Below are 14,842 nucleotides of genomic sequence, written 5' to 3' on the forward strand. Positions count from 1 at the left end.
GTTTTATTTAGGTGTTTATCTCGCTTAATGCTTCAAAAAGGTAGACTGGGCAAAGAAGGCAACTATCCTCACACAACAAGATCATGACTAATCGCCTTGCCCAAGCTCAGAGTCTCTACCTGCGTAAACACGCCGAAAATCCGATTGATTGGTGGCCTTGGTGTGATGAAGCGTTGGCGACAGCAAAGGCAGAAAATAAGCCTATCTTTCTTTCAATTGGGTACTCTAGTTGCCACTGGTGTACTGTGATGGAAGGTGAGGCTTTTTCTGATGGTGCGATCGCCGATTACATGAATACCAATTTTCTGCCTATTAAGGTAGACAGAGAAGAACGCCCAGACATAGACAGCATTTATATGCAGGCGTTACAGATGATGACTGGTCAAGGTGGTTGGCCGTTAAATACCTTTCTCTCGCCTGAAGATTTGGTTCCTTTTTACGCTGGGACTTATTTTCCTGTTGATCCCCGTTATGGTCGTCCTGGTTTTTTACAGGTGCTGCAAGCTCTCCGGCGCTACTACGACACCGAAAAAGAAGATTTACGCCAACGCAAAGCCGTAATTTTAGATTCGCTGCTCACCTCTGCGGTCTTGCAAAATAGCGATCCCCAAGAAGTTCAAGAACATGAATTACTTGGCAAAGGTTGGGAAACTAGCACGGGGATCATTACTTCCAATCAATATGGTAATAGCTTCCCAATGATTCCATACTCAGAGTTAGCACTGCGCGGAACTCGGTTTAATTTGCCATCTCGGTATGATGGTAAACAAATTTGCACTCAGCGAGGGCTAGATTTAGCATTGGGTGGGATTTATGATCATGTAGGTGGCGGCTTTCATCGCTATACAGTTGATCCCACCTGGACAGTGCCTCACTTTGAAAAGATGCTGTATGACAATGGACAAATTGTCGAGTATCTGGCAAATTTATGGAGCGCAGGTATTCAAGAGCCAGCTTTTGCTAGGGCGATCGCGGGAACTGTACAATGGCTACAACGAGAAATGATTGCCCCAGAAGGCTATTTTTACGCGGCTCAAGATGCGGATAGTTTTACTAATAGTGATGCAGTTGAGCCAGAAGAAGGTGCTTTTTATGTGTGGAGTTATAGCGATTTAGAACAACTATTAACATCAGAAGAACTGACGCAATTACAACAAGAATTTACAGTTAGTTCTCAGGGAAACTTTGAAAGTCTGAATGTTCTGCAAAGACGCAATGTAGGACAATTGAGTGCAGAAATAGAAAGGATATTAGCTAAATTATTTACGGCTCGTTATGGTGATAAAGCAGAATCATTAAAAATATTTCCGCCAGCACGCAACAACCAAGAAGCGAAAACACATAATTGGCCAGGCCGTATTCCGTCGGTGACGGATACAAAAATGATTGTGGCTTGGAATAGCTTGATGATTTCTGGGTTAGCTAGAGCAGGGGGCGTATTTCAAGAGCCTTTATATTTAGAATTAGCAGCACAAGCAGCTAACTTTATTCTGGAACATCAGTTTGTTGACGGGCGTTTCCACAGGCTGAATTATCAAGGTGAAGCGACAGTATTAGCACAGTCGGAAGATTACGCATTTTTTATTAAAGCGTTACTGGATTTGCAAGCTTGTAGCCCAGATGATCAACAATGGTTAGAAAATGCGATCGCTATCCAAGCAGAATTCGACGAATTTCTTTGGAGTGTAGAGCTAGGAGGATATTTTAACACATCCAGCGATGCCAGTCAGGATTTAATTATCCGCGAACGCAGCTATACAGATAATGCTACACCTTCAGCAAATGGAGTGGCGATCGCAAATCTTGTAAGATTGTCTCTACTCACCGATAATTTGCATTATCTGGATTTAGCCGAGCAAGGTTTAAAAGCTTTTAGAAGTGTGATGAGTAGCCATCCTCAAGCTTGCCCCAGCTTATTTACAGCTTTAGACTGGTATCGCAACTCTACTTTAATTCGCAGCACCACCGAGCAAATTAAATCTCTCATTCCTCAATATTTACCTGTGGGGGCGTTTAGCATCATCTCCAATTTACCAGACGAGAGTATCGCCTTAGTTTGCCAAGGTTTAAAATGTCTTGCACCAGCGACAAGTGTTGAGCAAATGTTACAGCAAGTGCAGCAGAGTCAAACTAGAGGATGATTTTAAACACTGGGTTGAAGTCATTCCCGCCTAGAACTAAAGTTCCAGGCTCATAGCCAAAGTCCACTTAAGTGGACTGGAGTGCATTTCTCGTTGAGTCATCTTGAGATGACTTGCGCTATGAGACTCGTAATTCATTCCGAGGCGGGACAGATGCACTCAACGAATATTTGTGTGTAGATGGTAGCATTGAGCCGTAATGAGAGACCAGGACATAAAAGAACAAATAACTCATAACTCAGCACTCACAGCTATTGTCTTAGCTGGCGGACAAAGTTCGCGGATGGGACAGGATAAAGCTTTGCTGACTATTCAAGGAGTACCTTTATTGCAGCGAGTTTGTCATATTGCGGCGGCTTGTGCTGATACTGTTTACATTGTCACTCCCTGGCCGGAACGTTATCAACATTTACCGTTACCTCGTTGTCAGTTTATTCTAGAAGCGCCATTAAATCAGGGGGCGTTGGTAGGATTTGCTCAAGGACTTGCACAGGTGCAAACTGATTGGGTGTTGTTACTTGCTTGCGATTTACCGAACTTGCAGGTTGAGGTGTTGCAAGGATGGGCGGCGGAATTAGATAATGTGAGCGAAGATGCGATCGCCACTTTGGCACATCATACTAAAGGCTGGGAACCTCTGTGTGGTTTTTATCGCCGTCAGTGTCTACCACAATTACTATATTTTATCAACCAAGGCGGGCGATCGTTTCAGCAGTGGCTTCAGCAACATTCGGTACAAGTTTTAGCTGTGCCTGATACTAATATGCTACTTAACTGTAACACTCCCGAAGATTGGTCTTCACTCTAGTAAAAACAACATTTAAACCAGCTATTAAGCTCGTATTTATCAATCTTTCTAACAAGTAAAAAGTTTTACTATAAATTTTTTACAAAAACAAACAAATGTTATTTAATTAACAATAGTTTTGCAACAGACTAATGTATATTATGTAAAGCTTTTCTCAATAAACCTTGTATACTTAATGGCGGGTAGCATAGCTATAAATTCTTGGGGAATTTTTACTATTGTCTAGACTCGCCTTTTTTCTAAGCAACTCTTATAGTTACTATAGGTTTATTGTTATATGTATCATCGTTGGATATTATCAGTATTAGCAATTATATTAAGTGTATTTTTAAATGCTTGTAGCACTGCAACCAATCAACAGCCACAAGCACAAACACCTGCCATTACAGCAACCCTTAATAATCAACAAGTAGCTGAAAGAGTAGTTAGTCTTTCATCCCTAGCGACAGATATTATTTATCAACTCGATAAGACCAAACTAGTGGGTATCGCTGGAAATTCATTATTTAAAAATGTCCCTGGTTTTGAGGATATTCCTCGCGTTAGTGAAGGTCAAACTCCTCCTAATTTAGAAAAAATTGTAGCTCTCAAACCAGATTTAGTAATTGGTATAGAAGGTTTTTCTACCCAAGTAATTCAAAGATTGCAAGAATTAAAAATTCCTACTTTATTGACGCAACTCAAAACATGGGACTCTTTAGAAAATCTGACTCAAAAAATTGGTGATTTAATTGGCGAAAACCCTCAAGCTTTATTAAATCGCTACAAAAGTTTTTTACCAGATAAACAAGAGCAAAATATTTCTACATTGGTGTTAGTGAGTAATCAACCAATTCTCACACCCAATAAAAGCAGTTGGGCGGGAAACTTGCTAGAAAAATTTCAACTAAGGAATGTCGCCGCAGAATTACAAGGTAAAAGTCCGTTTGGTGGTTATGTTACCTTATCAGCAGAGAAAGTTTTAGAAGTTAATCCAGACACAATAATTGTCATCAATCCTCCTCAAGCAAAATCCAACAAAGAGATTATAGAATCTTTTAGTAAAGAACCTTTTTGGCAAAAACTCAAAGCCACTCAAAATAATCGAGTTTATATTTTTGACTATTATGGATTAGTAAATCCAGGTAGTATCAATGCGATTGAGAAAACTTCTCAGCAGCTTAAAAAAGATTTATTTACAGCAAATTAATCTAAAATGAATAATCTTGTTAGTACATCCTGGTTAAGCTATCGAGAAAAGATTAACAATAAGTTTCCCGAATATTACAAGTATCTCAATTCACCAGCAAGTGAAGATGAAATTTTACATTTGCAAACGGTACTTGGTTATGAAATTCCAGCAGAGATGAAAACTTTATATCGACTCAATAATGGAGAGTCCACAAAAGGACGGGGTGTTTTTTATGGCTTACAATTTCTCTCGCTGTCTGAAGTGGAGCGAAATTGGTTATCTTGGAAGGAAATCATTGAGAATGGCTTAGAAGATTTCAATGATTTCTGCACATCTTATCCAGAAGGAGTTATCCAAAGCGTCTATGCACATGAAAAATGGATACCTCTGATGCACGATGGGGGAGGAAATCACATCGGTATTGATTTAGCACCTGATGTTAATGGATGTGTTGGGCAAATCATCAATTTTGGTAGAGATGAAGATGAAAAATGTGTGTTGGCTTCTAATTTGGGAGAATTGTTGAAGCTGCTAGATACAAAATTGGCGGAGAATATTCAAGCAACATCTGAATTGGATGATGATAGAAGAGATATGTTTGCACTTGATAACACACATTTATCAGATGCTTTAAAAGCGATTGTTAAAAGTAAGTAGGGTGGGCTGTTACGCCTACCCTAAAATAGATTTACTTATCAGGTTATTTTTGCAAAAGAGAAATATTTTTATTAGGTTTTGGAACTTCGCCGCCTAAACTGCGGAAATATAACCCGCCAACAGTGAGCAAAAATAAAACATATCCCACTGCTTGCACAATATATAGATGTTCTCTATAGCCAAATAAAGATTTAAAAATAATGCCAGGGAATTGGTCATCAGGCAAAATACTAGAAGTATTCCACACTATCGGCCCTAATATGCAAGAGTGAACTTTGGTAAAGTGTTCATAGTAAAAACACAGGCTTTCTGTGGCGCGACTGCTGAGAGCTAAGTTAGCAACAGCATCATCAAAATGTTTTAATGCAGAAACGACTAACCCGGCCACAATCAACACTAATAAAACGCCCATAACTTGAAAAAATTGGCGGATGTTGATTTTAACACCTAATTTAAATAACAATACACCAATTGTGGCTGCTACTAATAAACCACCAAGAGCGCCAATGGTAGGAATTAAACCCTGCTGAAAGTTAGCTGCAATGAACAGCACGGTTTCAAAACCTTCGCGGACTACGGCGATTAAAATTAAACTAAAAACGCCCCAGCCAGCATTGGCGTTTTGTGTCAGTGCTTCTGTGACAGCGCCTTCTACTTGGGCTTTCATAAATCTGGCTTGTTTCGTCATCCAGATTAGCATCCAACTGAGCATTGCGATCGCCAGCACACTAAATACACCTTCTAGTCCCGGTTCAACTACAGATGTATATTGCGGATTTATTTTTCCTAGTGCTTGAATAACAACACTAAACAGTACACCTATCAATGCACTGACAGCAATACCAACGCCGACACCAGCATACACCCAAGAATTCAGTCGGGATTGTTTGGCTTTTTTCAATAAAGCCAACACTATCCCCACAACTAAGGCGGCTTCTACTCCTTCTCGGAGTGTAATTACAAAAGTAGGTAAAGCAGTACTAAAATTCATTTTTCTTAGTCCAAAGTCAATAGTCCAAAGTCAATAGTCTAAAGTCAATGGTCTAAAGTCAAGAGTTGAAAGTCTATATTTTTAACCATTGACCGTTGACCATTGACTATTAACTATTAGCTAAAATCTCGCAGCATTTTTTTCAATTCGACATTATGCAGTTCTTCTTGTCCAATCATCCCACGGGCAAATTCTTCTAAATAGACACTAGCATTGCTGACAGTATCTAAGAGATTTTTGTACAATTCCAAGGCTTTCTTTTCATGAGATAAGCTTTCTGCCAAAATATCTTTGACGGAATGCTTAAAAGTTTCTTCCATTGGTGTAATTCTCAGGGTGGGATGCCCATCTAACCCAGTGAGAATTTCTCCAACTTGCTGGGCATGAAGTAAAGATTCACTTGCTTGTGCCTTAAAAAAACCCACAATAGGAATCCGATTCGGGCCAGTCACCATCAAAGAATAATGGGTATAACGTACTACTCCTGCTAACTCAAATTCCATAATGGTATTGAGGAGTTCGATAGTCTTTTTTTGGTCAAGTTCTTGTATCATTTGTTAAGTTCAGCAATATACAAATTGAGCCTGATGAGTAATTAATTAGGCATGAATCACTTGAAGAGGACTTCAGAAGCTATAATTCAGAATCAATCATCAGCATATAATTCATCCTGAATTCTCTTCTGATAGCTTTTTCATGTTTCATATCTAATTATTTGCTCATAGCTCACTTATTTTAAGCTTTTGACTCTCTACTTTTCTGTTAGTTTAGAGTCTATCGTTGTGCCTGTGTACTTGATTTATCAATAACTTTTTGAGAATTTTGCTCAATGGTTTTGATTAACTGGGTTACTTCAACAGGGGTTTTAACTGGTTTAGCAGGTGGAATGGCGCTAGGCCAAACTTTGGTGAGTTCACTGAGACTAGCTTCAATTGCTTTGTGTGCGTCGGGACTATCTTGTGCTACTTGGCTAGAAATACCTTTGTATAGGTCATTAGCATAAAGAACGAAGCCACGAGAGTCTTGATATTCAATGGCTGCGGCTATTTTACCATCAGCGATCGCAGCCCCATACTCGGAATTCGCTGAATCTAACAATTCATTAATTACTTGCAGTACAAATCCCGGTTTTTTGCGTTGTGCTTCTGGTAAAACTGCGATCGCGCCATCTACAGACTGCACAGAAGCAGTAAAATCAGTTTTAACTTTGGCGTTCTTGGGATTCGATTTCACTAAATCTTGCAAACCTACCAAAGTTGTCTTAAACTCTTTCACCTTGCGTTCATTTAATTGTTCTTCTACATCAACGTAGATTTCTTCAACTGGGTGTCCAATATGCGGTTCTGCTTGTTTTGGTAAATTCTTATCTAACAATTCTTGTGCTACTAAAAGATGTCCTTTCATCAAGCCTAACTTTGTCATGTAATCAACATCTTTGGGTTCACCTGTAAGAACAACTTCTTGAACAGTTACTTGGTCTTTAATTTGGTCGAACTGTTCTTGAGTAATTACTTTTTTGTTAACTAAATCTTCAGGACTTGCATAGGGACGGCTGGCCTGAATTTTGTTCGATAAAGCTGGTACGCCTAATTTAGCTTCAAATTTATCTAATTCTGACAATATCGCCGTATTTATATTAATTTTTGCCTTGCTACCATGACCGCTGTGATTTGTGGTTTCTGTGACTTGGGCTGTGGATGTTGAGTTAGTATCTGGTGCGGATGGCTTTTCTGCGGTTGGGGTGTTGTTACAAGCACTCAAGCTGACAATTGCCGCCGTAGCAATAGTTAAACAAAAGTATTTAAATTTTTTCATGTTTTTAACGGTTGGTATGACTGAGTGTCGTAGATTTAGCTATGCCCATTTTGCAGGTAATGCAATACTTTTGCAACTACTCATGAAATTTTTGAATTTATTTTAATATTTTTTTCAATATAGTTGAGATATAAAGCTATTAATATTACTATTTATGCTTGATCTAACATAGATTTACTAGCTTAATGGAGCTAATAATTTTAGACTAAGTTTGAGAAGACTTATCAGTAATTACTTCAAATTGACCCATACAACCGTTTTCTGCGATCGCATCTTGATGCGGATGGAACATATACTTACCTGGATAGCGGAAAGCAAATTCTAAAATATGCCGTTCTGCTATACCCATTGTGATCACATCAGTTTTCTCAGTGGGAGTCATAGTCATTCCACTGCGATAAACATCAAAGAAGTTGGCGTGTAAGTGAAAAGTGGCTGCCGTATCATATTCAATGATGTTGAGAACATACAAGCGAACCAATTGATTTTGATATATCGGGATAGGATTATCCATGAAGTAATGCGGTAATCCATTAAAAGCGTAATATTCATTGTGGCTGTCATCATTTACGTCATAACCAGCCATCACTAACACAATTTCATCAGCTGGGGGGCGCGGTGTGGGAGGATCAATGATAAACATCCCATACAAACCCTTGGCAATATGGCGAGTGACAGGTTCAATATGACAGTGATACAGATGAACACCATAAGGTTCTGCATCAAATTCATAGATTGTGGCGCTACCATTGCTGACGGGACGAATTCCATCCATCTCTGCGGGATGAACACCATGAAAATGTAGAGAATGAGAATGTCCCGCCTTATTGAGAAATAGTATCCGTACGCGTTCGCCTTGCTTCGCTCGTAGCGTTGGCCCTGGTATGCGACCGTTTAAATCCCAAACGTTGTAGGAAACAGCACTGTTGAGTTGAATGACAGAAGTCCCCGCCGTTAGTTGGAATTCTCGTACAGTCCGGCCATTTTCCTGTTTAACTACACCATAATCAAAATTTCGTAGCATCTGCATAGGTTTAGCAGCTTGGTTTGTTGCGGCTATTTCCAATGGCGGGACTTTGACTATCGACTTACTTTTTGCAGTCAGAGTATGCCAAAGTGTAGCTGTACCTGCAAATCCAGCACCGCATATTCCTAGTTTTATTAGTTGACGACGACTGAAGAGTTGCTCTTTACCCAGAACGAAGTTGTTGGGCATTACCTTAAAATCAAAAATTGGCACAAAAAAAGTTGCAAGATATTTTGCAACTATTATTTTAGATCATACTCTAAATAATAATTATTATCAACAATTTATAAAAATTTTATCACATCTATCCCAGGTAAGAAATATCCCAAGCGATCGCTTGTTCATCAAACTACACAAAAGTATTAAGTCCCGTTGCAATGAATGAAATAAACACAGTTTTCTGGTTTGGAGTCCAATTGGTACACTGACTACAGATGAATTACAACAACTTAATCCCGAAGATGCGTCATAGAATTTTGGATTTTGGATGGAAAATCAGACTCTTTGTGTAGATTCAGTCCTAACCTCTATAAAATTCGACCATAACAGGCTGTAAAATGATTAGCTGGATTCGCTTGATGATTCAGCCAAGCCCACATTTGATCACCGAAACAAAAATGCCACCACTCTCTAGGATTACGTTGAAAGCCAGCTTTTAACATGACATCATTTAACAGCTGACGGTGGGCATGATATTGTTTTGCATCTGGATGGTGATGATTGGCATAATAATCGGGATGCGATCGCTCTGACAATTCATCTATAGGCGAACCCATATTCACTACTTGGCCTGCATCATCGACTAACGTGACATCCACCGCCGCCCCTGTACTATGAGGCGGCGGCGTTTTTTCATCCATACTAGGTACAGCCCAAATTTGGTAAACCGCTTCCCAAATTTCTTGGCGTTGATTTGGTGATAACTCTGCTTCTATCAGCCGCCTCTCTGTTAATGCTGTCGCAAAGCTGTAATCAACCATAAACTGCTGTACAGTCACCGGGCGATAGCCGTCAAAAATTTGTATCCGCCAATGAGGATGTAGTGACTCCAAGTAATTTTGGGCTGTGATTAAATTTTCCACAACACGTTGGCGGAGATAATATGGAGAATATTCCCCATAAATCGCACCCAGTTTTGCATAAGGATGGGGCGACTCTACCGCAAACAGTTGCAGAGGAATCTCTACCAGAGGTTCACCGCATTCAACAATAGAGATATGGTGATAAGGTCTCATACCAATTTTGGATTTTAGATTTTGGGTGACTTTCCAGAATCTTAAATCATAATTTTGTTAGGACATTAATATCCATAAAGATTTCCCTGTACTCCACCTGTAGTTTGTCCGGGAACGGAAGTATTTGATGGTAGTTGAATGCCTCTAAAAGAGCGATTATTTTGATAACTTGCTGGCGCAGCAGGTGTCACAATGTATGCAGAGGGATTTGGTGCAGAGTAGGGTGTAGTGTTAGTTGGCACAGATGAACCAACAGGTTGTGTCGTAGTAATTGATGGTAATTGATTTGTCAACGGCTGGACAGTATTTACACCGTTATAATAATTTGTGGGTTGGCTGGGTACACTGGGCTGGGTGTAACCAGTACTGCTATTGAAACTGGTGTTAGGCAGAAAATTCTGACTATTAGTGGGTAAACCTTGAGGAACCGAGTTAGACTGAGTTTTCCCGAAATTATTGCTGTAATTTGTAGTCGTGCTATTGATGTTAGATAAATTTTGGGGAATTCCGGTATATGAAGTTTGCCCAAAAGTAGTGCTGGGGGTTGAAGTTACACCATTAACGTTAGATGGTGATACTTGAGTAGCCGATGGTGCAAGTATCGTTGGTGAAGAACTAATGGAGTTGTATGGATTATTGGCAGTCTGATTTATGCCAACTTGTACAGAATATGGGTTTGCGGCTGAACCTGGTGGTTGAGATGACGAATTTAGCAACTGGCTGCTATTTTGTGCGCCAAACTGCAACAAATTTTCGGTTTGGGCGACAAAAGGATTTTTACTCTCAGATACAGATGTACCATCACTGAATCCTAAACTAGGATTTAATTTAGTCTCTCTGGCAGATTTTTGTTTATTAATTACATCTTGCAAGAAATCCTTACCCTTTTTCGATTTAGAGTTATCTGTAGGGGAACTCACTATTACAGGGTTAGTTGCTTTTTCAGCATCATTATACAAAACTGGTAAGTTATCAATATCTGCTGCGATCGCTTTATCTTCTGCTGACAGTGAAGAGTTATCCGCTTTCTGCCTTGTGGCTTCGCTGTTTTGTTTGCTGGTAAACGCATTTGGGTTAGACCAATATTCTCTAATTACTAGCCCTAACACTGATAAAAAAATTGCTGTTCCCCAAAAAGCCGGCTTGCTAAAATTCCATAACCTGGCTTTGAGATAACGTAGGTAAGCGGGTGGATAATGACGATTTGACATGGCTGAGTCTCAGATTTTACTGGCAAATGGTATACCTGGGTGCAAACTTACAGCAAATACAAATTGCGTGATGCTGTGACCATCCTAGCTTGATTACGGATAAATAATGAAGATTTAAGTATAAAATTTCATACTTCACACTACGCACTTCATACTTCTACAAAATGATTCTGCCTATATTTTAAGCTTCGGTCACTTTCGATAACATCATGAACTGAAACCTGCACTAATTTATTGTTATGGCTGGGTAATTTTCCAAAAGAAGGGGGGGTAGGGACTAGAACGTAGAAAGTAGGGAGTAGTGAATAGATGGACAAGGGAATGAGCAATAACCATAAAACCAAGGCAAGAATCGTCATTTCTTCTACCCCTACAACCCTTACACCCTAATACCCCTACACCTGTCAGCCTCCCTTGACCCCCTGCTATTTACCAGGAGACTACAGCAATGATGAAAGCTGAAGATATCATGACCAAGGATGTGATTACCATTCGTGGGTCAGCAACTGTCGCTGAAGCAGTTCGCCTAATGAAAGACAAAAACTTGCGTGCTTTGGTTGTAGATCGTCGCTATGATAATGATGCCTATGGCATGGTTAGCGAAACAGATATTGTCTATAAGGTAATAGCCTACGGTAAAGACCCTAAACTAGTGCGGGTTTATGAAATTATGAGTAAACCTTGTATTGTTGTCAATCCTGAATTAAGTGTTGAATATGTAGCGCGGTTATTTGCCAACACTGGTATTCGCAGAGCGCCAGTCATTCAAAGTAAATTGTTAGGCATTATCTCGATTACTGATATTTTGACTAAGAGTAATTTTGTAGAAGCCCCAATAACAATGAGGCTAGAGGAAAAAATTCAAAAAGCGGTTGAAGCAGCCCGCGCCATTTGTACTCAGTATGGCGCTTACTCTAAAGCCTGTGCGGCTGCTTGGGATGAAGTAGAAGAACTACAAGCAGAAGCCGCCCATCAAAAAGCGGAAGGTATGGTTTCGGCTAAAGGTTCTTTTGAAGAATACTGTCGGGAAAATCCTAATGCGCCAGAATGCCGGAACTATAAACCTTAGAAGTAAAAAGTAAAAAGTAAAAAGTAAAATTAATATTTCTTTTTACTTTTGCCTTTTACCTTTTGCCTTTAAATTTCCTACTCCTCGCTGTTAAGAATTTTCGGTACTTTGAAAAATTCGCCTTCTTGTTCTGGCGCACTTTCGAGGATAGCATCTCGGTCAGGATAAGGTATTAACTCATCCTCTCGCGTCACATTGCTAACATCAATTGCTCGTGTAGTTGGTAGCACATCACTAACATCTAGCTCACCTAGCTGTTCCACATAATTCAAAATACTTCCTAGCTGAGTGGTGAATTGCTCTTCTTCGGCTGGTGTCAAGTCTAACCGAGCGAGAAGAGCTACTTTATGAACTTGCTCACGGTCAATCATGGTTGAGTTAAAAGTTAAAAGTTAAAAGTCAAATGTCAAAAGCCAAATGTCAAGAGTTTTTGCTTATTACATTATTGCCTATTGACAATTGACTAATGACTCTTGACTAAAAGAATACGTCAATTTGCATCCGCCCAGTAGTTTTCAGCCAGTTTTGAGCTTCAATGTAGTTATTGGGAGCCATTCGTATGGCTCTAATCCAATAATCTGCGGCTTGGTCAAACAAGGCTTCACCACCGTCATGATCTCCTGCTTCTTTAGCTTTCTCGCCCTGGTAATGATAAATTACTGCGATGTTATTCAAGGCTTGGGGTATGCGTGGGTTGAGTTCAATTGCTTTGTGATAAAGTTCTAAAGCTTTTTGATGATTGCCGTTACTGGCATAAATTAGCCCCATATTGTAGAAAATATAACTGCGATCGTTGGAGTCTTCTTCTAGTGTTAGGGCTTCTTCATAATATTCTAATGCTTCGGCATATTCCCCTTCAGCTTGTGCCGACATTCCATCTCGGTAATAAACAAATGCTTCTTTAGCTTTTCTGTTAGTTGGCAGAATCTTGAGAATGATATCCGCCATGACGGTAAAAGATTTGTCAATAAAGTTATCGTTTTTCTGTGTTCTTGGCATAACTGCCTCTATGGTTGTACAGCTAATAGCTCAAAAGATGCTTTTGGAAATTACAGCATTTTTCGGTTGGGTGCTGAGTAAGCACTCAGCATTTAAGAATTAGCACTCAATAGTTAATTTAACTGATTTGGGAGAGTATTCTCTTCACCAAGGGGGATAATACATTCTGGAATGTTGTGCTGGGGCTTATTGACCAAATTGCTCACTGGGTAAGCTGTCATTGCTTCAGCGGGATAGGGATATAGTAGTGGCTGAAGTTTTTCTGGCGTTTGTACTTGCGTATCTAGCCACAAATCGTAATCTTCGGGAGCCAAAATAACTGGCATCCTGTCATGGATTGGCTCTAACAATGCGTTAGCTGTTGTTGTCACAATGGTACAAGAGGCAATTTTTTCTCCTTCCGGTGAGTGCCACATCTCCCATAATCCCGCAAAAGCGAAGGGTTGGCCATGTTCCAGGCGAAAATAAAAGGGCTGTTTTTTACCTTGTTGCTTTTGCCACTCATAAAAGCCATCAGCTATTACCAAACAACGTCGGCGCTTAAAAGCTGCACGAAAAGCTGGTTTTTCTGCCACTGTTTCGGCTCTGGCGTTAATTAGCTTTACTCCCATTTTTGCATCTTTTGCCCAGCCCGGAATCAAACCCCAACGTAACTGTTGAAATTCATCCTGTTTACTGGTGGGGCTGTGTAGCACTGTTGGCACCATTTGTGTAGGTGCAATGTTATATTGAGCAGCTAAATCTGGAATTTGTTGGAGATGGAAAGCCTTGCTGAGAGCATCGGCTGACTGATTTAAAGTAAATCTTCCACACATATTTTTAATTTACCCTTGGGAATTAATTTAAACATTGAAAGGTTGATAAATACTAGAAATAATCAATAATTTGTTTTTTTATTTTTTCAGATAAATCTAGTTTTGATGAAGATGCTTAAAAGGGAAATAATTATCCTGTTCAACTCGAAACATTTTGTAGGATATTGTATTTTAGAGCCTCATTTCTCTTAATACTCTTCATCATTTTTTTGGCATGGAAACGCTACGTTTGTACGATTTTTTACCCTCTGGTAATGGCTATAAGATACGTCTTTTATTATCACAAATGGGTATTCCCTATGAAAGAATCGAGGTGAATATCTTGAAGGGAGAAAGTCGGACACCTGAATTCTTAAGTAAGAATCCTAATGGCAAGATACCTATTTTGGAAGTTGAAGCAGGAAAGTACTTAACAGAATCAAATGCCATATTGGCTTATCTCAGTGAATACACAGAATTTTTACCTTACGATCGCTTTTTAAAAGCACAGGTTTTTCAATGGTTATTTTTTGAACAATACAGTCATGAACCGTATATTGCCACATCCAGATTTTGGATTTCCATTTTAGGCAAAGCAGAAGAATATCAGGCGGCTTTAGCACAAAAGCAGGAACCTGGTTATGCAGCATTAAGTGTGATGGAAAAGCATTTGCAATCTCATCTATATTTTGTTGGCGATCGCTATACAATTGCTGATATTGCTTTATTCGCTTATACCCATGTAGCCGATGAAGGTGGCTTTGATTTATCCAGATTTCCAGCTATTCAAAGATGGATAGAACGCGTTAAAGCTCAACCTCGATACATCAGCATTACATATCAGCCAATGCCTCAAGAAACTGAGTTTTGCTAAATAAATGTTTATTTAGAGATTATTTATTAAGTAAATCTGGAATGAGGGAA

Annotated in this window: 15 protein-coding genes; 6 read left to right on the forward strand and 9 right to left on the reverse strand. The window is 39.5% G+C overall.

All coding sequences use genetic code 11. The annotated features are described in order from the left end of the window. Positions 1-83 precede the first annotated feature (83 nt). The 4 genes from NOS7107_RS08255 (at position 84) to NOS7107_RS08270 (ending at position 4,777) form a co-directional block, all read left to right on the forward strand. Positions 84-2,141 carry a thioredoxin domain-containing protein gene (locus NOS7107_RS08255; RefSeq protein ID WP_015112520.1) on the forward strand — a complete coding sequence of 686 codons (2,058 nt, stop codon included), beginning with the start codon at positions 84-86 and terminating at the stop codon, positions 2,139-2,141. A gap of 199 nt (positions 2,142-2,340) precedes the next feature. Further along, on the forward strand, positions 2,341-2,949 hold the full coding sequence (locus NOS7107_RS08260) for a molybdenum cofactor guanylyltransferase (RefSeq protein WP_015112521.1): 609 nt from the start codon (positions 2,341-2,343) through the stop codon (positions 2,947-2,949). A 277-nt stretch (positions 2,950-3,226) separates the two neighbouring features. Beyond that, complete coding sequence (locus NOS7107_RS08265; RefSeq protein WP_015112522.1) at positions 3,227-4,138, forward strand: ABC transporter substrate-binding protein; 912 nt, start codon at positions 3,227-3,229, stop codon at positions 4,136-4,138. Positions 4,139-4,144: 6 nt separating this feature from the next. Further along, positions 4,145-4,777 carry an SMI1/KNR4 family protein gene (locus tag NOS7107_RS08270; protein WP_015112523.1) on the forward strand — a complete coding sequence of 211 codons (633 nt, stop codon included), beginning with the start codon at positions 4,145-4,147 and terminating at the stop codon, positions 4,775-4,777. A 43-nt stretch (positions 4,778-4,820) separates the two neighbouring features. Here NOS7107_RS08270 and NOS7107_RS08275 read toward each other — a convergent pair whose 3' ends face one another. The 6 genes from NOS7107_RS08275 to NOS7107_RS08300 form a co-directional block, all read right to left on the reverse strand. Further along, entirely contained in the window at positions 4,821-5,768 is a 948-nt protein-coding gene (locus NOS7107_RS08275; protein ID WP_015112524.1) for an FTR1 family protein, read from the reverse strand. A 116-nt stretch (positions 5,769-5,884) separates the two neighbouring features. Further along, entirely contained in the window at positions 5,885-6,319 is a 435-nt protein-coding gene (locus NOS7107_RS08280) for a bacterioferritin (RefSeq protein WP_044500620.1), read from the reverse strand. A gap of 223 nt (positions 6,320-6,542) precedes the next feature. Next, positions 6,543-7,583 carry a helix-hairpin-helix domain-containing protein gene (locus NOS7107_RS08285; protein ID WP_015112526.1) on the reverse strand — a complete coding sequence of 347 codons (1,041 nt, stop codon included), beginning with the start codon at positions 7,581-7,583 and terminating at the stop codon, positions 6,543-6,545. Positions 7,584-7,788: 205 nt separating this feature from the next. After that, positions 7,789-8,799, reverse strand: a complete 1,011-nt coding sequence (locus NOS7107_RS08290) for a multicopper oxidase domain-containing protein (RefSeq protein ID WP_015112527.1) — start codon at positions 8,797-8,799, stop codon at positions 7,789-7,791. 338 nt (positions 8,800-9,137) lie between these two features. Next, the gene (locus tag NOS7107_RS08295) at positions 9,138-9,845 is read right to left on the reverse strand and encodes a M15 family metallopeptidase (RefSeq protein WP_015112528.1); all 708 of its coding nucleotides are present in this window, start codon (positions 9,843-9,845) and stop codon (positions 9,138-9,140) included. A 65-nt stretch (positions 9,846-9,910) separates the two neighbouring features. Continuing rightward, a complete protein-coding gene (locus tag NOS7107_RS08300) occupies positions 9,911-11,056 on the reverse strand; it encodes a hypothetical protein (RefSeq protein ID WP_015112529.1) in 1,146 nt (381 codons plus the stop codon). A gap of 448 nt (positions 11,057-11,504) precedes the next feature. Between NOS7107_RS08300 and NOS7107_RS08305 the strand changes: the two genes are divergently transcribed. After that, positions 11,505-12,125 carry a CP12 domain-containing protein gene (locus NOS7107_RS08305; RefSeq protein ID WP_015112530.1) on the forward strand — a complete coding sequence of 207 codons (621 nt, stop codon included), beginning with the start codon at positions 11,505-11,507 and terminating at the stop codon, positions 12,123-12,125. Between the two features lie 77 nt (positions 12,126-12,202). Here NOS7107_RS08305 and gatC read toward each other — a convergent pair whose 3' ends face one another. The 3 genes from gatC to NOS7107_RS08320 form a co-directional block, all read right to left on the reverse strand. Next, a complete protein-coding gene (gene gatC / locus NOS7107_RS08310; protein ID WP_015112531.1) occupies positions 12,203-12,496 on the reverse strand; it encodes an Asp-tRNA(Asn)/Glu-tRNA(Gln) amidotransferase subunit GatC in 294 nt (97 codons plus the stop codon). 106 nt (positions 12,497-12,602) lie between these two features. Continuing rightward, positions 12,603-13,124, reverse strand: coding sequence for a photosystem I assembly protein Ycf3 (locus tag NOS7107_RS08315; RefSeq protein ID WP_015112532.1), 522 nt, complete (start codon positions 13,122-13,124; stop codon positions 12,603-12,605). A gap of 113 nt (positions 13,125-13,237) precedes the next feature. Next, entirely contained in the window at positions 13,238-13,939 is a 702-nt protein-coding gene (locus NOS7107_RS08320; protein ID WP_015112533.1) for an SOS response-associated peptidase, read from the reverse strand. Between the two features lie 214 nt (positions 13,940-14,153). On the opposite strand from NOS7107_RS08320, the gene NOS7107_RS08325 reads away from it, so the two are divergent. Next, positions 14,154-14,792: a glutathione S-transferase family protein gene (locus NOS7107_RS08325; RefSeq protein WP_015112534.1), complete on the forward strand. Its 639-nt coding sequence runs from the start codon at positions 14,154-14,156 to the stop codon at positions 14,790-14,792. Positions 14,793-14,842: the final 50 nt, after the last annotated feature.

It is taken from the genome of Nostoc sp. PCC 7107 (assembly GCF_000316625.1).
Taxonomy (GTDB): domain Bacteria; phylum Cyanobacteriota; class Cyanobacteriia; order Cyanobacteriales; family Nostocaceae; genus Nostoc_B.

What these genes read in the sequence shown, in the direction of transcription:
- NOS7107_RS08285 (WP_015112526.1), bottom strand. Translation starts at nt 7,583, where the DNA reads ATGAAAAAATTTAAATACTTTTGTTTAACTATTGCTACGGCGGCAATT.
- NOS7107_RS08295 (WP_015112528.1), bottom strand. Translation starts at nt 9,845, where the DNA reads ATGAGACCTTATCACCATATCTCTATTGTTGAATGCGGTGAACCTCTG.
- NOS7107_RS08255 (WP_015112520.1), top strand. Translation starts at nt 84, where the DNA reads ATGACTAATCGCCTTGCCCAAGCTCAGAGTCTCTACCTGCGTAAACAC.
- NOS7107_RS08290 (WP_015112527.1), bottom strand. Translation starts at nt 8,799, where the DNA reads ATGCCCAACAACTTCGTTCTGGGTAAAGAGCAACTCTTCAGTCGTCGT.
- NOS7107_RS08275 (WP_015112524.1), bottom strand. Translation starts at nt 5,768, where the DNA reads ATGAATTTTAGTACTGCTTTACCTACTTTTGTAATTACACTCCGAGAA.
- NOS7107_RS08260 (WP_015112521.1), top strand. Translation starts at nt 2,341, where the DNA reads ATGAGAGACCAGGACATAAAAGAACAAATAACTCATAACTCAGCACTC.
- NOS7107_RS08270 (WP_015112523.1), top strand. Translation starts at nt 4,145, where the DNA reads ATGAATAATCTTGTTAGTACATCCTGGTTAAGCTATCGAGAAAAGATT.
- NOS7107_RS08315 (WP_015112532.1), bottom strand. Translation starts at nt 13,124, where the DNA reads ATGCCAAGAACACAGAAAAACGATAACTTTATTGACAAATCTTTTACC.
- NOS7107_RS08265 (WP_015112522.1), top strand. Translation starts at nt 3,227, where the DNA reads ATGTATCATCGTTGGATATTATCAGTATTAGCAATTATATTAAGTGTA.
- NOS7107_RS08325 (WP_015112534.1), top strand. Translation starts at nt 14,154, where the DNA reads ATGGAAACGCTACGTTTGTACGATTTTTTACCCTCTGGTAATGGCTAT.
- NOS7107_RS08320 (WP_015112533.1), bottom strand. Translation starts at nt 13,939, where the DNA reads ATGTGTGGAAGATTTACTTTAAATCAGTCAGCCGATGCTCTCAGCAAG.
- NOS7107_RS08300 (WP_015112529.1), bottom strand. Translation starts at nt 11,056, where the DNA reads ATGTCAAATCGTCATTATCCACCCGCTTACCTACGTTATCTCAAAGCC.
- gatC (WP_015112531.1), bottom strand. Translation starts at nt 12,496, where the DNA reads ATGATTGACCGTGAGCAAGTTCATAAAGTAGCTCTTCTCGCTCGGTTA.
- NOS7107_RS08305 (WP_015112530.1), top strand. Translation starts at nt 11,505, where the DNA reads ATGATGAAAGCTGAAGATATCATGACCAAGGATGTGATTACCATTCGT.